The 22642-nt window shown below is 66.0% G+C and carries 17 protein-coding genes and 1 riboswitch; of the genes, 10 read left to right on the forward strand and 7 right to left on the reverse strand.

Features of this window, described 5'->3' with window-relative positions:
* Positions 1-88: 88 nt before the first annotated feature.
* Entirely contained in the window at positions 89-1492 is a 1404-nt protein-coding gene (locus ACM0M4_RS02325) for an adenosylmethionine--8-amino-7-oxononanoate transaminase (protein ID WP_003117900.1), read from the reverse strand.
* Positions 1493-1665: 173 nt separating this feature from the next.
* Between ACM0M4_RS02325 and ACM0M4_RS02330 the strand changes: the two genes are divergently transcribed.
* The 3 genes from ACM0M4_RS02330 (at position 1666) to ACM0M4_RS02340 (ending at position 4493) form a co-directional block, all read left to right on the forward strand.
* Positions 1666-3156: a flavin monoamine oxidase family protein gene (locus tag ACM0M4_RS02330; RefSeq protein WP_009315065.1), complete on the forward strand. Its 1491-nt coding sequence runs from the start codon at positions 1666-1668 to the stop codon at positions 3154-3156.
* A gap of 180 nt (positions 3157-3336) precedes the next feature.
* Entirely contained in the window at positions 3337-3906 is a 570-nt protein-coding gene (locus ACM0M4_RS02335; protein ID WP_003106133.1) for a cytochrome b, read from the forward strand.
* 11 nt (positions 3907-3917) lie between these two features.
* Positions 3918-4493 carry a YceI family protein gene (locus ACM0M4_RS02340; protein ID WP_003084626.1) on the forward strand — a complete coding sequence of 192 codons (576 nt, stop codon included), beginning with the start codon at positions 3918-3920 and terminating at the stop codon, positions 4491-4493.
* Between the two features lie 68 nt (positions 4494-4561).
* Here ACM0M4_RS02340 and mexR read toward each other — a convergent pair whose 3' ends face one another.
* Entirely contained in the window at positions 4562-5005 is a 444-nt protein-coding gene (gene mexR, locus ACM0M4_RS02345; RefSeq protein ID WP_003114897.1) for a MarR family transcriptional repressor MexR, read from the reverse strand.
* Between the two features lie 274 nt (positions 5006-5279).
* On the opposite strand from mexR, the gene mexA reads away from it, so the two are divergent.
* Genes mexA through oprM form a run of 3 tightly spaced genes read left to right on the forward strand, consistent with a single transcriptional unit; the run spans position 5280 to position 11046 of the window.
* Positions 5280-6431: a multidrug efflux RND transporter periplasmic adaptor subunit MexA gene (mexA, locus tag ACM0M4_RS02350; RefSeq protein ID WP_003118819.1), complete on the forward strand. Its 1152-nt coding sequence runs from the start codon at positions 5280-5282 to the stop codon at positions 6429-6431.
* Positions 6432-6446: 15 nt separating this feature from the next.
* Positions 6447-9587, forward strand: a complete 3141-nt coding sequence (gene mexB, locus ACM0M4_RS02355; protein WP_003107312.1) for a multidrug efflux RND transporter permease subunit MexB — start codon at positions 6447-6449, stop codon at positions 9585-9587.
* 1 nt (position 9588) lies between these two features.
* Entirely contained in the window at positions 9589-11046 is a 1458-nt protein-coding gene (gene oprM / locus ACM0M4_RS02360; protein WP_003084633.1) for a multidrug efflux RND transporter outer membrane channel subunit OprM, read from the forward strand.
* Between the two features lie 95 nt (positions 11047-11141).
* On the opposite strand, the gene ACM0M4_RS02365 is transcribed toward oprM, so the two are convergent.
* From ACM0M4_RS02365 to ahcY, 5 genes are all read right to left on the reverse strand, one after another.
* Entirely contained in the window at positions 11142-13061 is a 1920-nt protein-coding gene (locus ACM0M4_RS02365; protein ID WP_003099895.1) for a DEAD/DEAH box helicase, read from the reverse strand.
* 250 nt (positions 13062-13311) lie between these two features.
* Positions 13312-14382, reverse strand: a complete 1071-nt coding sequence (locus ACM0M4_RS02370; RefSeq protein ID WP_003084637.1) for a hypothetical protein — start codon at positions 14380-14382, stop codon at positions 13312-13314.
* A gap of 69 nt (positions 14383-14451) precedes the next feature.
* A complete protein-coding gene (metF, locus tag ACM0M4_RS02375) occupies positions 14452-15300 on the reverse strand; it encodes a methylenetetrahydrofolate reductase [NAD(P)H] (RefSeq protein ID WP_003084639.1) in 849 nt (282 codons plus the stop codon).
* A gap of 66 nt (positions 15301-15366) precedes the next feature.
* Complete coding sequence (locus ACM0M4_RS02380; protein ID WP_003118822.1) at positions 15367-15921, reverse strand: HD domain-containing protein; 555 nt, start codon at positions 15919-15921, stop codon at positions 15367-15369.
* Positions 15922-15961: 40 nt separating this feature from the next.
* Positions 15962-17371, reverse strand: coding sequence for an adenosylhomocysteinase (gene ahcY, locus ACM0M4_RS02385; protein WP_003099900.1), 1410 nt, complete (start codon positions 17369-17371; stop codon positions 15962-15964).
* 22 nt (positions 17372-17393) lie between these two features.
* Positions 17394-17499: riboswitch (S-adenosyl-L-homocysteine riboswitch) on the reverse strand.
* Between the two features lie 178 nt (positions 17500-17677).
* On the opposite strand from ahcY, the gene ACM0M4_RS02390 reads away from it, so the two are divergent.
* From ACM0M4_RS02390 to ACM0M4_RS02405, 4 genes are all read left to right on the forward strand, one after another.
* A complete protein-coding gene (locus ACM0M4_RS02390) occupies positions 17678-18094 on the forward strand; it encodes a DUF2946 family protein (protein WP_283903184.1) in 417 nt (138 codons plus the stop codon).
* Positions 18095-18219: 125 nt separating this feature from the next.
* Complete coding sequence (locus tag ACM0M4_RS02395; RefSeq protein WP_003117910.1) at positions 18220-20412, forward strand: TonB-dependent receptor; 2193 nt, start codon at positions 18220-18222, stop codon at positions 20410-20412.
* 10 nt (positions 20413-20422) lie between these two features.
* On the forward strand, positions 20423-21901 hold the full coding sequence (locus tag ACM0M4_RS02400) for a PepSY domain-containing protein (RefSeq protein ID WP_003117911.1): 1479 nt from the start codon (positions 20423-20425) through the stop codon (positions 21899-21901).
* 84 nt (positions 21902-21985) lie between these two features.
* Positions 21986-22606: a TetR/AcrR family transcriptional regulator gene (locus ACM0M4_RS02405; protein ID WP_003084655.1), complete on the forward strand. Its 621-nt coding sequence runs from the start codon at positions 21986-21988 to the stop codon at positions 22604-22606.
* The last annotated feature ends 36 nt before the right edge of the window (positions 22607-22642 follow it).

The following is a 22642-nucleotide window of genomic DNA, read 5'->3' on the forward strand; positions in this document are numbered from 1 at the left end:
ATTCGAGGGTAGTGGCGACAGGCGCGCAGTTTACTGCCTGCCGCGGGGCGCTGGAACCGGCCCCCTCGGAACGAAGGGGCGGCGACGTTCAGCCCGGATCGCGGTGGTCCGGGTGGAAGTCGCTGACCGCCACGCTGACCGCGTCGCGGGTGGCGATGTCGATGCCTTCGCTGGCCACCTCGGCGAGGAAGTCGATCTGCTCCGGGGTAATCACGTAGGGCGGCAGGAAATACACCACGCTGCCCAGCGGGCGCAGCAGCGCGCCGCGCTCCAGGCCATGCTGGAAGACCTTCAGGCCGCGGCGCTCCTGCCAGGGGTAGGGCGTCCTGGATGCCTTGTCCTGGACCATTTCGATGGCCAGGACCATCCCGGTCTGGCGCACCTCGGCGACATGCGGGTGGTCGGCCAGGTGCGCGGTGGCCCTGGCCATGTGGGTGGACAGCGCGCGGTTGGCCTCGATCACCTTGTCTTCCTCGAAGATGTCCAGGGTCGCCAGGGCGGCGGCGCAGGCCAGCGGGTTGCCGGTATAGGTGTGCGAGTGGAGGAAGGCGCGCAGGGTCTGGTAGTCGTCGTAGAAGCCCCGGTAGACGGTCTCGCTGGTCAGCACCGCGGACATCGGCAGGTAGCCACCGGTGAGGGCTTTGGACAGACAGAGGAAATCCGGGGCGATGCCGGCCTGCTCGCAGGCGAACATCGTCCCGGTGCGGCCGAAGCCCACCGCGATCTCGTCGTGGATCAGGTGCACGCCATAGCGGTCGCAGGCTTCGCGCAGCAGCTTGAGGTAGACCGGGTGGTACATGCGCATGCCGCCGGCGCCCTGGATCAGCGGTTCGACGATGACCGCGGCGATCTCGTCGTGCCCTTCGGCCAGGGTGCGCTCCATGTGGGCGAACATGTTCCGCGAATGTTCTTCCCAGCACATGCCGTCCGGACGCAGGAAGCAGTCCGGGCTGGGCACCTTGATGGTGTCGAGCAGCAGCGACTTGTAGGTTTCGGTGAACAGCGCCACGTCGCCCACCGACATCGCCGCGATGGTTTCGCCGTGGTAGCTGTTGGTCAGGGTGACGAAGCGCTTCTTGCGCGGCCTGCCGCTATTGAGCCAGAAGTGGTAGCTCATCTTCAGCGCGACCTCGATGCCCGCCGAGCCGCTGTCGGCGTAGAACACCCGGTCGAGCCCCGGCGGGGTGATCTTCACCAGTCGCTCCGACAGCTCGATCACCGGCTGGTGGCTGAATCCGGCGAGGATCACGTGCTCCAACTGGTCGACCTGGTCCTTGATGCGCTGGTTGATGCGCGGGTTGGCGTGACCGAACACATTGACCCACCAGGAACTGACTGCGTCGATGTAGCGCTTGCCTTCGAAATCCTCCAGCCAGACGCCTTCGCCGCGGCGGATCGGGATCACCGGCAGGCGTTCGTGGTCTTTCATCTGGGTACAGGGATGCCAGAGTACGTTCAGGTCGCGCTGCATCCAGTCGGCGTTAAGGCCCATGGGCTGTCTCCTCGGATCGATCGGCAAAGCCTATGCAATGGGGGTGAGATGAACAACCCGGCGGGTTGGGACACATCCGACAGCAGCCGCCGACGGACTCCTATGGTGGCCCAAACGGCTCTGGCGTATGCTGCGCGCCGTTGCGTCTTTGCTTTTTTCCTGGGGAGTCCGGTATGTCGTTAAGGTGGCTGCGCGCCGCGGCGTTTCTCATGTTGGGGGTGTTCAGCGCGGTGGCGCTGGGCAAGGATAGACAGCCTACGGCGATCGTCGTCGGCGCGGGCCTGGCAGGCCTGAGCGCGGCCTACGAATTGCAGAAGGACGGCTGGCAGGTCACGGTGCTCGAGGCGCGGCCGCAGGTGGGCGGGCGTTCCGGCCTGGCCACCAGCGAATGGGTCGGCAACCAGAAGGTCCAGCCCACGCTCAATGCCTACCTGGACACCTTCAAGCTGAAGCCGGTGCCGGCGCCGGACTTCGTCCGCACCCCCAGCTACCTGATCGACGGCCTGTACTACAGCAGCAGCGATCTCGCGCTCAAGCAGCCGAACGTCGCCGCCGACCTCAAGCGCTTCGAGTCGACCCTGGACGATCTCTCGGCATCGATCTCCGACCCGCTCAACCCTGCCTCGAGCAATACCCTGTTCGCCCTCGACCAGATGAACGCCGCGCGCTGGCTGGACAAGCTGAACCTGTCGCCGACCGCGCGCCTGCTGGTCAACCAGCGTATCCGCTCGCGCTACGACGAACCGTCGCGCCTGTCGCTGCTCTACCTCGCCCAGCAGGGCCGCGCCTACCGTGGCGTCGATGACCGCGACCTGCGCGCGGCGCGCCTGCCCGGCGGCAGCCAGGTGCTGGCGGAAGCCTTCGTCAAGCAGATCAAGACGATCAAGACCAAGTCCAAGGTGTCGAGCATCGTCCAGGCCAAGGACGGCGTCGCCGTCAAGGCCGGCAGCGAGACCTACAAGGCCGACTACGTGGTTCTCGCCGTGCCGCTGAAGGCGCTCGGCCAGATCCAGATGACCCCGTCCCTGAGCGGTACCCAGATGTCCGCGCTGAAGGGCACCAACTATGGCTGGCGCGACCAGATCCTGCTGAAGTTCAAGCGCCCGGTGTGGGACGACAAGTCGCGCCTCTCCGGCGAGATCTTCAGCGACCAGGGCCTGGGCATGATCTGGGTCGAGCCGGCGCTGAAAGGCGGCGCCAACGTGCTGATCAACCTGTCCGGCGACAACGCCCGCGTGCTGCAGGCTTTCGGCGACCGGCAGATGGTCGACCAGGTGCTGATCCGCATGAACAAGTTCTATCCGAAGATGCGCGGTGCCTTCGCCGGCTACGAAATTCGTCGCTACAGCGCCGATCCGGGTACCGGTGGTTCCTACCTGGCCTACGGTCCGGGCCAGGTGACGCGTTTCTGGCGGATCTGGGAACAGCCGCTGTCGCGGGTCGCCTTCGCCGGCGAGCACACCGATGCGCTGTACCCCGGCACCATCGAGGGCGCGCTGCGTAGCGGCAAGCGCGCGGCCAGCCAGGTGCGCGACCTGTATGCCGGCAAGACGCCGGTGATCGAGGGCGCGCCGATGGTGGCGAAGGCCGAGAAGGTGGCCGCACCGACGACCGGCGGCGAGAAGAAGAACCCGTTCGCCTGGTTCACCCGCCTGTTCGATTGATCCCCTTCGCCGGCGCCGGAAGCTCCGGCGCCTTGCGCTTCCCGGTTCGCAGCGCAATCCAGGGTTTTTTCTTAGCCTGCGAACCTATCTTGTGAATCGATGTTTCAAAGCAGAATTTTCTGCTTTAACTCGATGGATTTGCCGCTAGTCTTGAGGCTTCGCTTTTCAAGGAAGTTTTTCATGCAGTGGCGCAATACCTCATCCCGTTACGGCGTATTCAGCCTGTTCCTGCACTGGGGCAGCGCGCTGGTGGTCTTCGGCCTGTTCGGCCTGGGCCTGTGGATGCGCGAACTGAGCTATTACGACCCCTGGTACCACCCCGCGCCGGCGCTGCATAAAAGCATCGGCATCCTGCTGGCCATTGCCCTGCTGGTGCGGATCGTCTGGCGTTTCGTCAGCCCGCCGCCGCCGGCGCCGGCCAACCACGGTCCGCTCACGCGGGTAGCGAGCAAGCTTGGCCACCTCGCGCTGTACGGGCTGCTGCTGGCGGTGATCGTCGCGGGCTACCTGATTTCCACCGCCGACGGCGAACCGATCAGCGTGTTCGGCTGGTTCTCCGTGCCGGCAACCCTCAGCGGGCTGCCCGACCAGGCAGACGTCGCGGGTGAAATCCATCTCTACCTGGCCTGGGCGCTGGTGGTCTTCGCCGTCCTCCATGCCCTGGCCGCCCTCAAGCATCACTTCGTCGACCGCGACCCGACCCTAAAGCGCATGCTCGGTCGCTCGTCGAATGATCAACAACCACGTTAAGGAGAATGTCCATGCTGAAGAAGACCCTTGCCGCGCTGGCGCTCGGCTCCGCACTGTTCACCGCCGGCCAGGCAATGGCCGCGGACTACAAGATCGACAAGGAAGGCCAGCACGCCTTCATCGAGTTCCGCATCAAGCACCTGGGCTATAGCTGGCTGTACGGCCGCTTCAACGACTTCGACGGCAGCTTCACCTTCGACGAGAAGAACCCGTCGGCCGACAAGGTCAAGGTGACCATCAACACCAACAGCGTGGACACCAACCATGCCGAGCGTGACAAGCACCTGCGCAGCGGTGATTTCCTCAACGTCAGCAAGAACCCGACCGCTACCTTCGAATCCACCGAAGTGAAGGCCAACGGCGACAGCGCCGACATCACCGGCAACCTGACCCTGAACGGCGTGACCAAGCCGGTCACCATCAAGGCCAAGCTGATCGGCCAGGGCGACGACCCGTGGGGCGGCTACCGTGCCGGCTTCGAAGGCAGCGCCACCCTGAAGCTGAAAGACTTCGGCATCAAGATGGACCTCGGCCCGGCATCCCAGGAAGTCGAGCTGCTGCTCTCCGTCGAAGGCATTCGCCAGTAAGCGGATACCTGAAACGAAAAACGCCGGCGATCGCCGGCGTTTTTCATTGTGCTTCGAAAAGAATGTTCTTAAATATCCTCAAGCGGTTGCGCGGCCAGGCACTGGTCGAGGAGATGCACCAGGGTGGCCTGTTCCACCGGGGTGAGCGGGGCAAACAACTCGTCATGCACGCGTGACATGATGGCCTCCGCATGCTGGTGGATGGCCAGCCCCTCGTCGGTGAGGAAGAGCTGGAAGCTGCGCTGGTCGCTGGGGTTGCGCTCGCGGCGGACCAGGTTTCTTCCCTCCAGCTCGCGGATCTTCCGGGTGATCAGTGCCTTGTCGCGGCACATCTGGCGTCCCAGGTCCTGCAGGTTCAGCCCGCGTTGTTCGTCGATAAGCTTCAATACATGGACGTCGGGCGGGGTCAGGTCGAGTCGCTGGCAATCGAGCTCGCTCTGGATGCGCGTCCGCACATGCTGGAAGACCGCCATCAGCGCGGGCATCAGGTCGGGATTCACGGGGTAGTTCATTGGTTTGGCCGAGTAAACCTAATGTAAATGTGGTTGATCCAGTCAACTATTTTGCTTATTTTAGTTGACCTTATCAACCTTGTTTCAGGTTCTGAATATGGGCCATGGCGCCGGGTGGATAACCGGCCATCGAGCTAAAACGTTTCAGGTGTTTTCACGCGAGGCTTTCGGACGTTTACAAACACCTATGAATGTAAGTATTTTGCCTGCCTTCTTCGAGCCGGTGCAGCGCCTTCACGCTGCATCGGCCGCTTTCGCTCATGAGGACAACGCTATGCAACGAACGCCAGCCATGCGTGTACTGGTTCCGGCCCTGCTGGTCGCGATTTCGGCCCTTTCCGGGTGCGGAAAAAGCGAGGCGCCGCCGCCGGCGCAAACGCCGGAGGTCGGGATCGTGACCCTGGAAGCGCAGACGGTGACCCTGAATACCGAGCTGCCGGGCCGGACCAATGCGTTCCGCATCGCCGAGGTGCGTCCCCAGGTGAACGGCATCATCCTCAAGCGCCTGTTCAAGGAAGGCAGCGACGTCAAGGCCGGGCAGCAGCTCTACCAGATCGACCCCGCCACCTACGAGGCCGACTACCAGAGCGCCCAGGCCAACCTGGCTTCGACCCAGGAACAGGCCCAGCGCTACAAGCTGCTGGTCGCCGACCAGGCCGTGAGCAAGCAGCAGTACGCCGACGCCAATGCCGCCTACCTGCAGTCCAAGGCGGCGGTGGAGCAGGCGCGGATCAACCTGCGCTACACCAAGGTGCTGTCGCCGATCTCCGGCCGCATCGGCCGTTCCGCGGTGACCGAAGGCGCCCTGGTGACCAACGGCCAGGCCAACGCGATGGCCACCGTGCAACAGCTCGACCCGATCTACGTCGACGTCACCCAGCCGTCCACCGCCCTGCTGCGCCTGCGCCGCGAACTGGCCAGCGGCCAGTTGGAGCGCGCCGGCGACAACGCGGCGAAGGTCTCCCTGAAGCTGGAGGACGGTAGCCAATACCCGCTGGAAGGTCGCCTCGAATTCTCCGAGGTTTCCGTCGACGAAGGCACCGGCTCGGTCACCATCCGCGCCGTGTTCCCCAACCCGAACAACGAGCTGCTGCCCGGCATGTTCGTTCACGCGCAGTTGCAGGAAGGCGTCAAGCAGAAGGCCATCCTCGCTCCGCAGCAAGGCGTGACCCGCGACCTCAAGGGCCAGGCTACCGCGCTGGTGGTGAACGCGCAGAACAAGGTCGAGCTGCGGGTGATCAAGGCCGACCGGGTGATCGGCGACAAATGGCTGGTTACCGAAGGCCTGAACGCCGGCGACAAGATCATTACCGAAGGCCTGCAGTTCGTGCAGCCGGGTGTCGAGGTGAAGACCGTGCCGGCGAAGAATGTCGCGTCCGCGCAGAAGGCCGACGCCGCTCCGGCGAAAACCGACAGCAAGGGCTGATCAAGGGGATTCGTAATGTCGAAGTTTTTCATTGATAGGCCCATTTTCGCGTGGGTGATCGCCTTGGTGATCATGCTCGCGGGCGGCCTGTCGATCCTCAGTCTGCCGGTCAACCAGTACCCGGCCATCGCCCCGCCGGCCATCGCCGTGCAGGTGAGCTACCCGGGCGCCTCGGCCGAGACGGTGCAGGACACCGTGGTCCAGGTGATCGAGCAGCAGATGAACGGGATCGACAATCTGCGCTACATCTCCTCGGAGAGTAACTCCGACGGCAGCATGACCATCACCGTGACCTTCGAACAGGGCACCGACCCCGACATCGCCCAGGTCCAGGTGCAGAACAAGCTGCAACTGGCCACCCCGCTACTGCCGCAGGAAGTGCAGCGCCAGGGGATCCGGGTGACCAAGGCGGTGAAGAACTTCCTCATGGTGGTCGGTGTGGTTTCCACCGACGGCAGCATGACCAAGGAAGACCTGTCGAACTACATCGTTTCCAACATCCAGGACCCGCTCTCGCGGACCAAGGGCGTCGGTGACTTCCAGGTGTTCGGCTCGCAGTACTCGATGCGCATCTGGCTCGACCCGGCCAAGCTGAACAGCTACCAGCTGACCCCCGGCGACGTGAGCAGCGCGATCCAGGCGCAGAACGTGCAGATTTCCTCCGGCCAGCTCGGCGGCTTGCCGGCGGTCAAGGGCCAGCAGCTCAACGCCACCATCATCGGCAAGACCCGCCTGCAGACCGCGGAGCAATTCGAGAACATCCTGCTCAAGGTCAATCCCGACGGTTCCCAGGTGCGCCTGAAGGACGTCGCCGATGTAGGCCTGGGCGGCCAGGACTACAGCATCAACGCGCAGTTCAACGGCAGCCCGGCGTCCGGTATCGCGATCAAGCTGGCCACCGGCGCCAACGCGCTGGATACCGCCAAGGCGATCCGCCAGACCATCGCCAACCTGGAACCGTTCATGCCGCAGGGCATGAAGGTGGTCTACCCGTACGACACCACCCCGGTGGTCTCGGCCTCGATCCATGAGGTAGTGAAGACCCTCGGCGAGGCGATCCTCCTCGTGTTCCTGGTGATGTACCTGTTCCTGCAGAACTTCCGCGCCACGCTGATCCCGACCATCGCCGTACCGGTGGTGCTGCTGGGGACCTTCGGCGTGCTCGCCGCGTTCGGCTTCTCGATCAACACCCTGACCATGTTCGGCATGGTGCTGGCCATCGGCTTGCTGGTGGACGACGCCATCGTGGTGGTGGAGAACGTCGAGCGGGTGATGGCCGAGGAAGGCCTGTCGCCAAGGGAGGCGGCGCGCAAGTCCATGGGCCAGATCCAGGGCGCGCTGGTCGGTATCGCCATGGTGCTCTCGGCGGTATTCCTGCCGATGGCGTTCTTCGGCGGCTCCACCGGGGTGATCTACCGGCAGTTCTCCATCACCATCGTGTCGGCCATGGCCCTCTCGGTGATCGTGGCGCTGATCCTCACCCCGGCGCTCTGCGCGACCATGCTCAAGCCGATCGAGAAAGGCGACCATGGCGAGCACAAGGGCGGCTTCTTCGGCTGGTTCAACCGGATGTTCCTTTCCACCACCCACGGCTACGAGCGGGGCGTGGCGTCGATCCTCAAGCATCGCGCGCCGTACCTGCTGATCTACGTGGTGATCGTGGCCGGGATGATCTGGATGTTCACCCGCATTCCCACCGCGTTCCTCCCCGACGAGGACCAGGGCGTACTGTTCGCCCAGGTACAGACCCCGCCGGGCTCCAGTGCCGAGCGTACCCAGGTGGTGGTGGACTCGATGCGCGAATACCTGCTGGAGAAGGAAAGCTCTTCGGTCAGCTCGGTGTTCACCGTGACCGGCTTCAACTTCGCCGGCCGCGGCCAGAGTTCGGGCATGGCGTTCATCATGCTCAAGCCCTGGGAAGAGCGTCCCGGTGGCGAGAACAGCGTGTTCGAACTGGCCAAGCGCGCGCAGATGCACTTCTTCAGCTTCAAGGACGCGATGGTGTTCGCCTTCGCGCCGCCGTCGGTACTGGAACTGGGTAACGCCACCGGCTTCGACCTGTTCCTCCAGGACCAGGCGGGTGTCGGCCACGAAGTCCTGCTCCAGGCGCGCAACAAGTTCCTCATGCTCGCCGCGCAGAACCCGGCGCTGCAACGCGTGCGCCCCAACGGCATGAGCGACGAACCGCAGTACAAGCTGGAGATCGACGACGAGAAGGCCAGCGCCCTCGGCGTGTCCCTTGCCGACATCAACAGCACCGTGTCCATCGCCTGGGGTTCCAGCTACGTCAACGACTTCATCGACCGTGGCCGGGTCAAGCGGGTCTACCTGCAGGGCAGGCCGGACGCGCGGATGAACCCGGACGACCTGAGCAAGTGGTACGTGCGCAACGACAAGGGCGAGATGGTGCCGTTCAACGCCTTCGCCACCGGCAAGTGGGAATACGGTTCGCCGAAGCTGGAGCGCTACAATGGCGTGCCGGCGATGGAGATCCTCGGCGAGCCGGCGCCCGGCCTGAGTTCCGGTGACGCCATGGCGGCGGTCGAGGAGATCGTCAAGCAATTGCCGAAAGGCGTTGGCTACTCCTGGACCGGCCTGTCCTACGAGGAGCGCTTGTCCGGCTCGCAGGCGCCGGCGCTGTATGCGCTGTCGCTGCTGGTGGTGTTCCTCTGCCTGGCGGCCCTGTACGAAAGCTGGTCGATTCCGTTCTCGGTGATGCTGGTGGTGCCGTTGGGCGTGATCGGCGCGCTGCTGGCGACGTCCATGCGCGGCCTGTCCAACGACGTGTTCTTCCAGGTGGGCCTGTTGACGACCATCGGCCTGTCGGCGAAGAACGCCATTCTCATCGTGGAGTTCGCCAAGGAGCTGCACGAGCAGGGCAAGGGCATCGTCGAGGCGGCCATCGAAGCCTGCCGCATGCGTCTGCGGCCGATCGTGATGACCTCCCTGGCGTTCATCCTCGGCGTGGTCCCGCTGGCGATCTCCACCGGCGCCGGCTCGGGCAGCCAGCATGCGATCGGTACCGGCGTGATCGGCGGCATGGTCACTGCGACCGTCCTGGCGATCTTCTGGGTACCGCTGTTCTACGTGGCGGTCAGCACGCTGTTCAAGGACGAGGCGTCCAAGCAGCAAGCGTCCGTCGAAAAGGGGCAATGATATGAAACGGTCCTTCCTTTCCCTGGCGGTAGCCGCTGTCGTTCTGTCCGGCTGCTCGCTGATCCCCGACTACCAGCGCCCCGAGGCGCCGGTAGCCGCGGCCTACCCGCAAGGGCAGGCCTACGGGCAGAACACCGGCGCGGCGGCCGTTCCGGCCGCCGACATCGGCTGGCGCGAGTTCTTCCGCGACCCGCAGTTGCAGCAACTGATCGGCGTGGCGCTGGAAAACAACCGCGACCTGCGGGTCGCCGCGCTGAACGTCGAGGCCTTCCGGGCGCAGTACCGCATCCAGCGGGCCGACCTGTTCCCGCGGATCGGCGTGGACGGTAGCGGCACCCGCCAGCGTTTGCCGGGCGACCTGTCGACCACCGGCAGTCCGGCGATTTCCAGCCAGTACGGGGTGACCCTGGGCACTACCGCCTGGGAACTCGATCTCTTCGGCCGCCTGCGCAGCCTGCGCGACCAGGCCCTGGAGCAGTACCTGGCGACCGAACAGGCGCAGCGCAGCGCGCAGACCACCCTGGTGGCCAGCGTGGCGACCGCCTACCTGACGCTGAAGGCCGACCAGGCGCAGTTGCAGCTGACCAAGGACACCCTGGGCACCTACCAGAAGAGTTTCGACCTGACCCAGCGCAGCTACGACGTCGGCGTCGCCTCCGCGCTCGACCTGCGCCAGGCGCAGACCGCCGTGGAAGGCGCCCGCGCGACCCTGGCGCAGTACACCCGCCTGGTAGCCCAGGACCAGAATGCGCTGGTCCTGCTGCTGGGCTCCGGGATCCCGGCGAACCTGCCGCAAGGCCTGGGCCTGGACCAGACCCTGCTGACCGAAGTGCCGGCGGGTCTGCCGTCGGACCTGCTGCAACGGCGCCCGGACATCCTCGAGGCCGAGCACCAGCTCATGGCTGCCAACGCCAGCATCGGCGCCGCGCGCGCGGCGTTCTTCCCGAGCATCAGCCTGACCGCCAACGCCGGCACCATGAGCCGCCAACTGTCCGGCCTGTTCGACGCCGGTTCGGGTTCCTGGTTGTTCCAGCCGTCGATCAACCTGCCGATCTTCACCGCCGGCAGCCTGCGTGCCAGCCTGGACTACGCGAAGATCCAGAAGGACATCAACGTCGCGCAGTACGAGAAGGCGATCCAGACGGCGTTCCAGGAAGTCGCCGACGGCCTGGCCGCGCGCGGTACCTTCACCGAGCAGTTGCAGGCGCAGCGTGATCTGGTCAAGGCCAGCGACGAGTACTACCAGCTCGCCGACAAGCGCTACCGCACGGGGGTGGACAACTACCTGACCCTGCTCGACGCGCAACGCTCGCTGTTCACCGCGCAGCAGCAACTGATCACCGACCGCCTCAATCAGCTGACCAGCGAGGTCAACCTGTACAAGGCCCTCGGCGGCGGCTGGAACCAGCAGACCGTGACCCAGCAGCAGACCGCGAAGAAGGAAGATCCCCAGGCTTGATCGCCTTCCGCGCCATGCAAGAACGCCGACCCTAGGGTCGGCGTTTTTTTATCCTCGCGGAAGTCGGCGGGTCCGCGTCACGGACCCGCTCGGCCTTAGCGGTTGCGGGTCAGCAGTGCGGGGCGCTCGCCCTTGCGCCGCGGTTCCAGCTCGTCGAGCTGCTCGGCGGTGGGGAAGCGATCCATGCGCACCAGGTCGCGCTTGTTGATCACCACCGGCTGGCGGCTCGGCTGCTTGCCGGTGCCATACTCGGACGGCTCGCGCAGCGGCGCGTCGCTCATCCGCGAGGCATTCTCGCGACCCTGGCCGCGCGGCTTGCCGGCGCGCGGTTTCTTCGCCTTGCCCTGGCCGGCACCCTGACCGCGAGCGCCGCCTTGAGCGGCGCCCTGGCTCTTGCCGCGAGCTTGGCCCTGGCCTTGGCCACGACCCTGCTGGCCGGTGCCGCCCTGGGGTTTCTGCTGGCCACCGCGGCGTCCGCGTCCCTTGTTTTCCTGGCCCTGGTAGGGGCTGACGTAGTCGGCGCGGTTGCCGAAATTGTCGAAGTCGTCGTCGAGGAACTCTTCCGGATCGCGATTACCGTCGACTTCCGGCGGCCGATTGGGCTTGGCCGGACGCGCTTCGCGGCTCTGCCGCGGCTGCTGCGCTTGGCCGGCCTCGCGGTTTTCCTTGTTCTTGCCTCCGCGACGGCGGCGCTTTCCAGCCGGCTTCTCGGTACCGTCCTGGGCGGCAGCGACATTGCTGTCGGGGTTGCTCGCCTGGGCGTCTTTCGGCTTGCGCTCGCGGCTGCTGCGCCGTTCCTTGTCGCGGCGCGGCTGCTTCTGCGGCGCTTCGCGGGGCTCCGGCTGGGCCACCTCGGGCAGCACGGCCTCGGGGTCGAAACCCTGGGCATCGCCATCGGGAATACGCTGTCTGGTCATCTTCTCGATGGCCTTGAGCAGCTTCTCTTCGTCCGGCGCCACCAGCGAGATCGCCTCGCCGCTGCGTCCGGCTCGGCCGGTACGGCCGATGCGGTGGACGTAGTCTTCCTCGACGTTGGGCAGCTCGTAGTTGACCACATGGGGCAACTGGTCGATATCCAGGCCGCGGGCGGCGATGTCGGTCGCCACCAGGATGCGCACGTCGTTGGCCTTGAAGTCGGCCAGCGCCTTGGTCCGCGCGTTCTGGCTCTTGTTGCCATGGATCGCGGCGGCCGGCAGGCCGTGCTTGGTCAGGTACTCGGCGAGACGGTTGGCGCCGTGCTTGGTACGGGTGAAGACCAGCACCTGTTCCCAGGCGCCGACGGTCACCAGGTGCGCCAGCAGGGCGCGCTTCTGCGGCGCCGGCAGGCGGAACACGCGTTGCTCGATGCGCTCGACCGTGGTGTTCGGCGGCGTTACCTCGATGCGTTCCGGGTTGTGCAGGAGCTTGTTGGCGAGGTCGACGATGTCTTTCGAGAAGGTTGCCGAGAACAGCAGGTTCTGGCGCTTGGGCGGCAGCTTGGCGAGAACCTTCTTCACATCGTGGATGAAGCCCATGTCGAGCATGCGGTCGGCTTCGTCGAGGACGAGGATTTCCACGTGGGACAGGTCGACCTTGTTCTGCCCGGCCAGGTCGAGCAGGCGGCCGGGGCAGGCGACGAGTACGTCGACGCCCTTGGCCAGGGCCTGGATCTGCGGGTTCATGCCAACCCCGCCGAAGATGCAGGTGCTGTTCAGCGGCAGGTCGCGGGCGTAGACCTTGAAGCTGTCATGCACCTGGGCGGCCAGCTCACGGGTCGGGGTCAGTACCAGCACGCGCGCCTGGCGCGGGCCGTGGCGGTGTTCGCGGTCGGGATGACCGGCGGGGAACAGGCGCTCCAGTACCGGCAGGGCGAAACCACCGGTCTTGCCGGTGCCGGTCTGTGCCGCAACCATCAGGTCGCGACCTTGCAACACGGCGGGAATCGCCCGCTGTTGCACGGGAGTGGGCTGGCTGTAGCCCGCAGCCTCCACAGCGCGGGCAAGCGCCTCGGAGAGTCCGAGGGAAGAAAAGGACATGCGGGTTTTCCTATATGGGCCGGGGCGAGGCCGGCTGCTGTGAAATCACCAAGTTCTGCGAACTCCTGTCTACCTTCGGGCCCTGTCGGCCAGGGCGGAAGGTCTGGCCGCGGCGCTGCGTATGCGCTCGGTGGCCGGTGTCGAACGGGTGCCCTCGCGGGCATGGCCGCGCACCTGGTCGGGGGCGCTGGCCGGTTCGCTCCCGGCCCTGGGTGGGGGGGCCGGGGGCAGCGTCAACGGAGGGCTGCGGTCAGAGCAGGTCACGCTGGCGCAAATGCTGGCGGATCTCGTTGGCCCGGGAGCCAAGGAGGTTGCGCAGCAAGCTGTGATTCAGCCAATCCTCGATTTGTTCCGCAATCGGTTCCTGCGGATAGCGTTCGATGGCATTGGTCGCGGCTTTCTCCCACCAGACGGGGCCGCAGGCCCGGTCGAACTCGTTACTGTATTCGTGGCAACCGTAGAGCAGTTCGATACTGAACTGGCGCATCGGAGCCGGCAACGGCAGGGTTCCCAGCTTGTACAGCAGACGCTTGGCACGCGGTGGGCGTGGCAGTCGATCGGTCACCTTGAGGGTGTCGTCGAGGGCTGCAGCGCTGAGAAGGGAGGAACCGTGCTTGCACAACCAGGCCTGGATCTTCGCGCGGAACAGCTGTTTCCGGCTCCAGTAATGGTGGATCAGGTCGGTACAACCCACCAGCTCCAGCCGCTTGTGGGCGGCGACGGCCAGGACGAATTCCTCAAGAGTATAGGCACCGTTGGCAATTGGATAGAGTTCATCCATTAATTCCAACGAACGGTCGAGTATTTTCGCCTCTTCCCGAGGCAGGCCGATGACGCCGGAGTTGAGCTGGTGCATCTCGTCGTCGGCCCAGCCGCGCTCGAACAGGTAGGGCGAGAGGTCGCGGTAGAGCGGGAAGTTACGGTGTTCGCCATAGCGCGCGCCGATCGCGTTGCACAGCAGGCTGCCGGGCTGGATGCGGTCGAACAGGCGCAGGGGCGAACTGTGGAAGAAGGTATCGGTGTCGATCAGCAATGCCTGGTCGGCGTCTTCCAAGGCGTCGCGCAGGGCCACGTGCTTGGCGCGGAAGTGATAGCCGTGCGGTTGGCACCAGGCGACCAACTCCTCGGCCGTCACTTCGCGGACCTGCACCGGCAGGCCGGCGTAGGGACTGGGGTCGTCGGTATAGACCCTGACCGTCAGGCCATGCGCCGCCCCGTCGCGGAGGTGGGCGAAGGCGCTGGCGATGCTGAACAGGGCTTCCTGGTGGTAGGTCTGTCGCCCGTAGACCAGATAGATCAGATGCTTGCGTGAGTTGGCCATGTCTGTCGTGGATCGCGTGAGAGGCTTCCCTGCCGGTATACGCTGCCGGGCCGAACCGCGTGGGCGGTATCAGCGTGGCAGCTGGAGATTCTTCCAGATCGCCAGGCTCGGATCGGCCTGGTTCAAAGTATAGAAATGCAGTCCCGGTGCGCCGCCCTCCAGCAGGCGTTCGCACATCTCGCTGATGACCTGCTCGCCGAAGGCCTGGATGCTGCGGCTGTCGTCGCCGTAGGCTTCCAGTTGCTTGCGGATCCAGCGCGGCAGTTCGGCGCCGCAGGCGTCGGAGAAGCGCGCCAGCTTGGAGTAGTTGGTGATCGGCATGATGCCGGGGACCACCGGGATGTCCACGCCGAGCTTGGCGACCCGCTCGACGAAGTAGAAATAGGCATCGGCGTTGAAGAAGTACTGGGTGATGGCGCTGCTGGCGCCGGCCTTCACCTTGCGCACGAAGTTCGCCAGGTCATCCTCGAAGCTGCGCGCCTGGGGGTGGACTTCCGGATAGGCGGCGACCTCGATGTGGAAGTGGTCGCCGGTCTCGGTGCGGATGAAGTCCACCAGTTCGTTGGCGTAGCGCAGTTCGCCGCTGGCCATGCCCATGCCCGACGGCAGGTCGCCGCGCAGGGCGACGATGCGGCGGATGCCGGCCTCGCGGTAGCGGCCGAGCAGTTCGCGCAACTCGGCTTTCGAGTCGCCGACACAGGACAGGTGGGGCGCGGTCGGCACCTTCACCTCGCCGTCCAGTTGCAGCACGGTACTCAACGTGCGGTCGCGGGTGGATCCGCCGGCGCCGTAGGTGCAGGAGAAGAAGTCGGGCTTGTAGCCCGCCAGGTTGCGGGCGGTGGCCAACAGCTTTTCATGGCCGGCCTCGGTCTTCGCCGGGAAGAACTCGAAGCTGAAACGGCGTTCGCTCTGACTCATGATCGGTTCCTTGGACGCGACCACGGCCGCGCCTCTTCTTGTTGATTCCGACTAGCGCCGGGTACTTCAGTAGTACTGGCGGTAGTGCTCGATTTTTTCCCGCAGGCGTCGGGCCGTCGCGGCGTGGGCATGGCCGAGGCGAGCGAGGATCAGCTGCGACTCCTGGTGGTAGTTCGCGATCTTGTCCTGGTTCCAGGTCTGCGGCGGTGGCTGCAGGTTGGTGATGCGGTCGCACAGCTTGACCAGGGCGTACTGCGCCGGGCCCTCGGCAAGCGCCTGGAGATAGTCGTCGAGGGAACGCTTGGGGCCGTCGCCGACGCGCTTGCTCAGGGCCTGCACGCCGGCACAGACGAACTCGCCGAACTGTTGCCGCAGCTCCTCGGGTGAGGTCGCCGTGTCTTCCAGGGTGTCGTGCAGAACCGCGATCTGCAGGGTTTCCCCGAGCCGTTCGATGGCACCGTCGCGATCGGCGGCCAGCAGCTCGTTGGCGACCATGCCCAGGTGCACCAGATAAGGCAGCGGCGAGCCGCTGAGGGTCTGGTTGCGGTGGGCGCGGGCGGCGAACAGCCAGGCCTGGTTGTAGCGATCGGCGAGGTGCGTGGACATCGTGGGAGCGCTCATGCGAACGGGGCAGGCGCATGGCGCCTGCCCCGTGGTCCGCTTAGTAGCGATAGGTGTCCGGCTTGAACGGGCCTTCCACGCTCACGCCGATGTACTCGGCCTGTTTCGGGGTCAGCTGGGTGACCACGCCGCCGAAGCCCTTGACCATCTCCAGGGCCACTTCCTCGTCGAGCTTCTTCGGCAGCACTTCGACGCTCAGGCGCTTGGCCTTCTCGGCGGCCGGCAGGTCGGCGTACTTCTGCTCGAACAGGTGGATCTGCGCCAGCACCTGGTTGGCGAAGGAACCGTCCATGATCCGGCTCGGATGGCCGGTGGCGTTGCCCAGGTTGACCAGGCGGCCTTCGGCGAGAAGGATCAGGTAGTCGTCGTTGTGCGCGTCGAAACCGTCCTTGCCGGTGCGGTGGATCTTGTGCACCTGCGGCTTGACCTCTTCCCAGGCCCAGTTCTTGCGCATGAAGGCGGTGTCGATCTCGTTGTCGAAGTGGCCGATGTTGCAGACCACCGCGCGCTTCTTCAGCGCCTTGAGCATGTTGGCGTCGCAGACGTTGACGTTGCCGGTGGTGGTGACGATCAGGTCGATCTTGCCCAGCAGCGCGGCGTCGATGCTGGCCTCGGTGCCGTCGTTGATGCCGTTCTTGTACGGCGAGACGACTTCGAAGCCGTCCATGCAGGCCTGCATGGCGCAGATCGGGTCGACTTCCGCGACCTTGACGATCATGCCTTCCTGGCGCAGCGACTGCGAGGAGCCCTTGCCCACGTCGCCGTAGCCGATCACCAGGGCCTGCTTGCCCGACAGCAGGTGGTCGGTGCCGCGCTTGATGGCGTCGTTGAGGCTATGGCGGCAGCCGTACTTGTTGTCGTTCTTGCTCTTGGTCACCGAGTCGTTGACGTTGATCGCCGGGACTTTCAGGGTGCCGTTCTTGAGCATGTCGAGCAGGCGGTGGACCCCGGTGGTGGTCTCTTCGGTGATGCCGTGGATGCGCTCGAGCATCTGCGGGTATTTCTTGTGCAGGATCTCGGTCAGGTCACCGCCGTCGTCCAGCACCATGTTGGCGTCCCACGGCTGGCCGTCCTTGAGGATGGTCTGCTCGATGCACCATTCGTACTCTTCCTCGGTCTCGCCCTTCCAGGCGAACACCGGGATGCCGGCTGCGGCGATGGCGGCGGCGGCCTGGTCCTGGGTGGAGAAGATGTTGCAGCTCGACCAGCGGACTTCGGCGCCCAGCGCGACCAGGGTCTCGATCAGCACGCCGGTCTGGATGGTCATGTGGATGCAACCGAGGATCTTTGCGCCTTTCAGCGGCTGCTGGCCGGCATACTTGCGGCGCAGGCCCATCAGTGCGGGCATTTCCGATTCGGCGATGATCAGCTCGCGGCGGCCCCAGGCGGCCAGGGTGATGTCGGCGACCTTGTAGTCGGTGAAACCGGCGGGCGTCATGACAGCGCTCATGCGTAACTCTCCATTCGTTGTCTGCGAATGGGCGCCGTTGGTGCGTTGACAGACCGGCGAGACCGGCCTGAGAGCGCGCTCCGTTCGAGCCTGACAGGCCTAGGCCTGCTGCAGCGCCCCTCGAACGGAAGGCGGGAGCGACCCGAAGGGCCGCCTGAGCGGGCGATTATAGCGGCGCCACATGAAACTCCCAAGTCACCCCTGATACGCCGCTCGTCGCCGTGCGTCGCGTCCTCGGGCTGCGGCGATGCACCGCAGCGCAGAAGCGCGGGGAATTTGCGGGTCAGGATGCTAGAGTGCGCGGTCATGAGAATCGCTCCCATCTCCCGCTCGCCGCTGCTGCAGTGGCTGAGCTTCGCCCTCTGTGCCTGCGTGCCGGTCAACGCGCTGGCTTGCGGCGTCCTGCACCTGCAGGCGCTGGGAGTGGGCAGCGACAAGGGGCAGAAGGCCAGCGTCGGGCTGTTCTGCGTCGCCGGTGCCAGCCAATGGCTATCCCTGGATCCCGACGACGGGTCCGCCGGCGATCCGGCACCGGTCAATCCCCAGTTGCCGATGAGCTGCCCGATGTGCAGCGCCCTGGTGCTGTTCGTCGCGCTCGGGGTGATCTGGTCCTGGCGCTTGCAACGGCGACGCCAGGCACGTTTCCGCCCGCCCGCCACGCGCGAGCCGGTGCCGCCCCGGTACGTCTGGCCGCCGGCCAACCCGCGCGCTTCCCCCGCCTGATCCTGAACGCCCGCCGCGCCGGGCATTTGCATCCGTCGCCCGTCCTGCCTCGTCCGCGCAGCGCTCGCCGCTGTCCATCCGGGCGAGGCGGGCGTGCCCACCATGCCTTGCTTCAGGATCGCTCGATGAAAAAGCACTCCACGGCCCGCCGCGTCCTCGCGCTGGGTCTCAACCTCACCCTGGCCGGCGTTCCGGCCTTGCTCTGGGCCGATGAGGAACCCACCGAACTGCCCGCCCTCACCGTCAGCGCCGGCGCCGCCGGGGAAACCCCGCCGGCCCTCGATCTCGACGACAGCGCCGGCGGCGGCTCGCGCCTGGGCCTGAGCCTGCGCGAGACTCCCGGCTCGGTAAGCGTGGCCAACCGTGCCAGCTTCGAGCGGCGCGGCCTGCGCAGCACCCAGGACATCGCCAACAGCCTGCCCGGCGTGAACGCCTCGGCGCCGCCCGGCTTCGGCGGCTTCGTCACCTACCGCGGCTTCAGCTCGAACCAGGTCAACCAGTTGTTCAACGGCATTCCGGTGCAATACAGCAGCGCCATGCGTCCGCTGGACGACTGGATCGTCGACCGCGTCGAGCTGGTCGGCGGTCCGTCCTCCTTCCTCAACGGCGCCGGTGCCGTCGGCGGCTCGCTGGACTACATCAGCAAGCTCGCCGACCGCTACGGCGATTTCATGGAAGGCCGGGTGCGCTACGGCAGCTACGACGATTCGGAAGTCGCCTTCGGCTTCAACCAGGCCCTGGGCATCGGCCCCGAGCCGAAGCACTTCGTGCGCCTGGACGTCAGCCGCAGCGGCGGCAACGGCTACGTCGACCGCAATTCGCGCGAATCGTGGAACGTCGCTTTCTCCCTGCTCAGCGACCTGACCCCGGACCTTTCCCACACCCTGGCCCTGGAGTACCAGGACGAGCAGGAAGACAGCCCCTACTGGGGCACGCCGGTGCTCAATCCCTACGCCGGCGAGCTGAAGATCGACAAGAGCCGTCGCCGCGAGAACTACAACGTCGCCGATGGCCGCTACGAACAGCGCGTGCGCTGGCTGCGCTCGATCCTCGAATACCGGGTCAGCGACAGCACGCGCTGGCGCAACACCTTCTACCACTACGACGCCGAGCGCGATTACCGCAACCTCGAGACCTACCGCTACAACGCCGACAACAGCGGGGTGGTGCGCTCCAACGCATTCCTCCAGCGCCACGACCAGCAGCTCAACGGCAACCGCTTCGAGCTACAGCACAGCCAGCCGCTGTTCGGACTGGCCAGCGACTGGGCGCTGGGCTTCGACTACAGCATCAACAAGCAGACGCGCTTCCCGAGTACCGCCTCCGGGCCGTTCGGTACGGTCGATCCGGCCAGTTTCGAGCCGGGCCACTTCTACGACCTGCCGGGCATGCGTCCCGGCCACCGGAAGGACCGCAGCAACGAGGTGCGCACCAGCGCGTTGTTCGCCGAGAACCGCCTGGGCCTGACCGACGAGCTGTCGCTGGTCACCGGGCTGCGCTACGACCACCTCGACCTCGACGTGCGCAACCATCGGACGGTGACCGCCAGCGATCCTGCACACTTCGAACGGCGCTGGGACGTGCTCACCGGGCGCGCCGGGCTGGTCTACCAGTTCACTCCGCACGCCAACGTCTACCTGCAATACAGTACCGCCGCCGACCCGCCGGGCGGGGTGCTGACCAGCGCCAGCTTCGGCCAGGTCCGCGACTACGACCTGTCCACCGGCGACCAGTGGGAGCTGGGCAGCAAGTTCGATTTCCTCGAGGGTCGCGGCAGCGCCACCCTGGCCGCCTACCGCATCGTCCGCCGGGACTTCTCGGTGGCCGACCCGAACAACCCCAACCTCAGCGTGCCGGTGGGCCAGCAGACCTCCAGGGGCATCGAGGCCGCCGCCTCCCTGCGGATCACCCCGAAGCTTCTGGCCGAGGGCAATTTCGCCTGGGTCGACGCGCAGTACGACGAGTTCACCGAGAACGTCGGCGGCGTCGCTGTCTCGCGCAAGGGCAAGACGCCGCCGAACGTGCCGGAGCGGGTCGGCAACCTGTGGCTGACCTACGACTTCGACCCGGCCTGGCAGGGTGGGGTGGACGCGCGCTACGTGTCCTCGGTGTACGCCAACAACGCCAACACCTGGCACGTGCCGTCCTACACGGTCTACGGGACTTTCCTCAGCTACCGGCTGGACGAGCGCACGCGGATCACCGGGCGCGTGCGCAACCTCACCGACGAGGTCTACGCACGCTTCGTGCAGAGCACGCCGCTGTACTACGTCGGCGACCCGCGCACCTTCGAGCTGAGCGTGCAGACGCGCTTCTGAGGAGTCGTCGATGAAACGCTACCTGTACCTGTGGCACCGCTGGCTGGGCATCGGCTGCTGCCTGCTGATGGTGCTCTGGTTCGTCTCCGGCATGGTCATGCTGTATGTCGGCTATCCCAAGCTGACTCCGCTGGAACGCCTGGCCCACCTGCCCGAGCTGGACGGCTGCGAGGACTGCGTACCGCTGCGGACGGCCCTCGCCGGCGGCGACGGAAAGACCCCGCGGAGCATCCGGCTGGCCAGCGTAGGAGGCCTGCCGACCTACCTGCTGGACGATGCCGACGGACGCACGCGTGCGCTGGCGGCGCGCGACGGCCGACCGCTGGCGGTGGACGCGGACAGGGTGCTGGCTTCGGCCCGTGCTTTCAGCGGCGAAGTACCGATGCAGTTGCAAGGGCGGATCGAGGAAGACGCCTGGACCCATACCCGCAACCTCGATCCGCACCGGCCGCTATGGCGGGTGCAGACCGCGGACGAGCAGGGCCGGCTGCTCTACCTGTCCTCGCAGACCGGCGAGGTGGTACGCGACGCCAGCCGCCGGGAGCGCGCCTGGAACTGGCTCGGCGCCTGGCTGCACTGGCTCTATCCGCTGCGCGGCGGCTGGTTCGACGGGCAGTGGGCGAACCTGGTGATCGGCCTGTCGCTGCTGGCGACCCTGGCGACCGTCCTCGGCATCCTCGTCGGCCTGCTCCGCTGGCGCTTCCGCAAGCCTTATCGCAGCGGCTCGCGCTCGCCCTATGCGGGCGGTTTCCAGCGCTGGCACCACCTCGCCGGCCTGCTCTTCGGCGCGCTGGTGCTGAGCTGGATCTTCAGCGGGCTGATGTCGATGAATCCGTGGAATCTGTTCGGCCGCGGTACGCCGCTCGACCTCGCGGCCTACCAGGGCGGTAGCTGGGACCGGGCGCTGCCCGCCGGACTGGAGGCGGACGCTGTCCTGCGGCGCTTGCGTGCCGCCGGGTTGCGGGTGCGCGAGCTGGAGTGGCGGGCGCTCGACGGCGAGCCCTATGCGCTCGGGCGCAGCGCCAGCGGCAACAGCCTGCTGCTGACGGCGGATGGCGAAATCCTCCGCGAGCTACCCGCGGATCGCCTGCTGGCGGCGGCTCGCGCGCTGCTGCCGGGCGTGCCGATGCAGGCCGAACGGTTGGAACGCTACGACTTCTATTACTACCCGCGCGAAGAACACAGCATGATGGGCTACCTGGAGCGGCGCCTGCCGGTCTGGCGCCTGCGTTTCGACGATCCCCGGCATACCTGGGTGCACCTGGATCCCTACAGCGGCGCGGTGGTTGGCGTGCTCGACGACGGTCGGCGCGGCAGCCGCTGGCTGTTTTCCCTGTTGCATAGCTGGGACTGGCTGCCGCTGCTGACCCGGCGTCCGCTGTGGGACCTGTGGATGCTCGGTTTCAGCCTCGGCGGCCTGGTGGTCTGCGCCAGCGGCTGCTGGATCGGCTGGCGTCGCCTGCGCGGCCGCCGTCCGAAGCGTCGCTGAGAGGGGCTACCTGGCAAGACTGGGCGTCGCCGCACGCCCGGATTTGCTGGTAGCCTTGGTTGAATTCGCAGTAATGGATCGCACATGGGCACACACAAGATCGAGATCCGCCGCCGCAACGTCGAGAAGATTCTCCTGGCCGCCGAAAAAGTCTTCGCCGAAAAAGGCTACGCCGGCACCTCCATGGGCAACATCGCCGAAGAAGCCGAACTGCCGCGCTCCAACCTGCACTACTACTTCAGCACCAAGGACGAGCTGTACCGCGACGTCCTCCTCGGCCTGCTCGAGGTCTGGAAGCAGGACGCCCTCTGCTTCGAGATGTTCGATGACCCAAGGGTGGTATTGACCAGCTATATCCGCGCGAAGATGAACCATTCGCGCACCCGCCCGCATGGCTCCAAGGTCTGGGCCAACGAAATCATGCATGGCGCGCCGCTGCTCGGCGCCACCCTCGACGACAGCCTCTACGAATGGGCCAAGATGAAGGAGGCGAAGATCCGCCAGTGGGTCGAGGAAAAGCGCATCCTGTCGATCGAACCGAGCAGCCTGCTCTACATGATCTGGGCCTCCACCCAGCACTACGCCGACTTCGGCTACCAGGTCGAGGTGCTCAACGGCCACCAGCCGCTCAGCGACATGCAGTTCGAAAGGGCGGTGCAGACGGTGACCAGCGTGGTCCTGCGCGGAATCGGATTGGAGCCCTGAGCAGCGGAGCCTTCGCTAGAAGGCTCCGGCGAAGGC

It is taken from the genome of Pseudomonas sp. 18-147 (assembly GCF_051048045.1).
Lineage (GTDB): Bacteria > Pseudomonadota > Gammaproteobacteria > Pseudomonadales > Pseudomonadaceae > Pseudomonas > Pseudomonas aeruginosa.

Excerpts from the sequence above, each read along its gene's own strand:
- ACM0M4_RS02325 (WP_003117900.1), bottom strand. The coding sequence starts at position 1,492 with ATGGGCCTTAACGCCGACTGGATGCAGCGCGACCTGAACGTACTCTGG.
- ACM0M4_RS02330 (WP_009315065.1), top strand. The coding sequence starts at position 1,666 with ATGTCGTTAAGGTGGCTGCGCGCCGCGGCGTTTCTCATGTTGGGGGTG.
- ACM0M4_RS02335 (WP_003106133.1), top strand. The coding sequence starts at position 3,337 with ATGCAGTGGCGCAATACCTCATCCCGTTACGGCGTATTCAGCCTGTTC.
- ACM0M4_RS02340 (WP_003084626.1), top strand. The coding sequence starts at position 3,918 with ATGCTGAAGAAGACCCTTGCCGCGCTGGCGCTCGGCTCCGCACTGTTC.
- mexR (WP_003114897.1), bottom strand. The coding sequence starts at position 5,005 with ATGAACTACCCCGTGAATCCCGACCTGATGCCCGCGCTGATGGCGGTC.
- mexA (WP_003118819.1), top strand. The coding sequence starts at position 5,280 with ATGCAACGAACGCCAGCCATGCGTGTACTGGTTCCGGCCCTGCTGGTC.
- mexB (WP_003107312.1), top strand. The coding sequence starts at position 6,447 with ATGTCGAAGTTTTTCATTGATAGGCCCATTTTCGCGTGGGTGATCGCC.
- oprM (WP_003084633.1), top strand. The coding sequence starts at position 9,589 with ATGAAACGGTCCTTCCTTTCCCTGGCGGTAGCCGCTGTCGTTCTGTCC.
- ACM0M4_RS02365 (WP_003099895.1), bottom strand. The coding sequence starts at position 13,061 with ATGTCCTTTTCTTCCCTCGGACTCTCCGAGGCGCTTGCCCGCGCTGTG.
- ACM0M4_RS02370 (WP_003084637.1), bottom strand. The coding sequence starts at position 14,382 with ATGGCCAACTCACGCAAGCATCTGATCTATCTGGTCTACGGGCGACAG.
- metF (WP_003084639.1), bottom strand. The coding sequence starts at position 15,300 with ATGAGTCAGAGCGAACGCCGTTTCAGCTTCGAGTTCTTCCCGGCGAAG.
- ACM0M4_RS02380 (WP_003118822.1), bottom strand. The coding sequence starts at position 15,921 with ATGAGCGCTCCCACGATGTCCACGCACCTCGCCGATCGCTACAACCAG.
- ahcY (WP_003099900.1), bottom strand. The coding sequence starts at position 17,371 with ATGAGCGCTGTCATGACGCCCGCCGGTTTCACCGACTACAAGGTCGCC.
- ACM0M4_RS02390 (WP_283903184.1), top strand. The coding sequence starts at position 17,678 with ATGAGAATCGCTCCCATCTCCCGCTCGCCGCTGCTGCAGTGGCTGAGC.
- ACM0M4_RS02395 (WP_003117910.1), top strand. The coding sequence starts at position 18,220 with ATGAAAAAGCACTCCACGGCCCGCCGCGTCCTCGCGCTGGGTCTCAAC.
- ACM0M4_RS02400 (WP_003117911.1), top strand. The coding sequence starts at position 20,423 with ATGAAACGCTACCTGTACCTGTGGCACCGCTGGCTGGGCATCGGCTGC.
- ACM0M4_RS02405 (WP_003084655.1), top strand. The coding sequence starts at position 21,986 with ATGGGCACACACAAGATCGAGATCCGCCGCCGCAACGTCGAGAAGATT.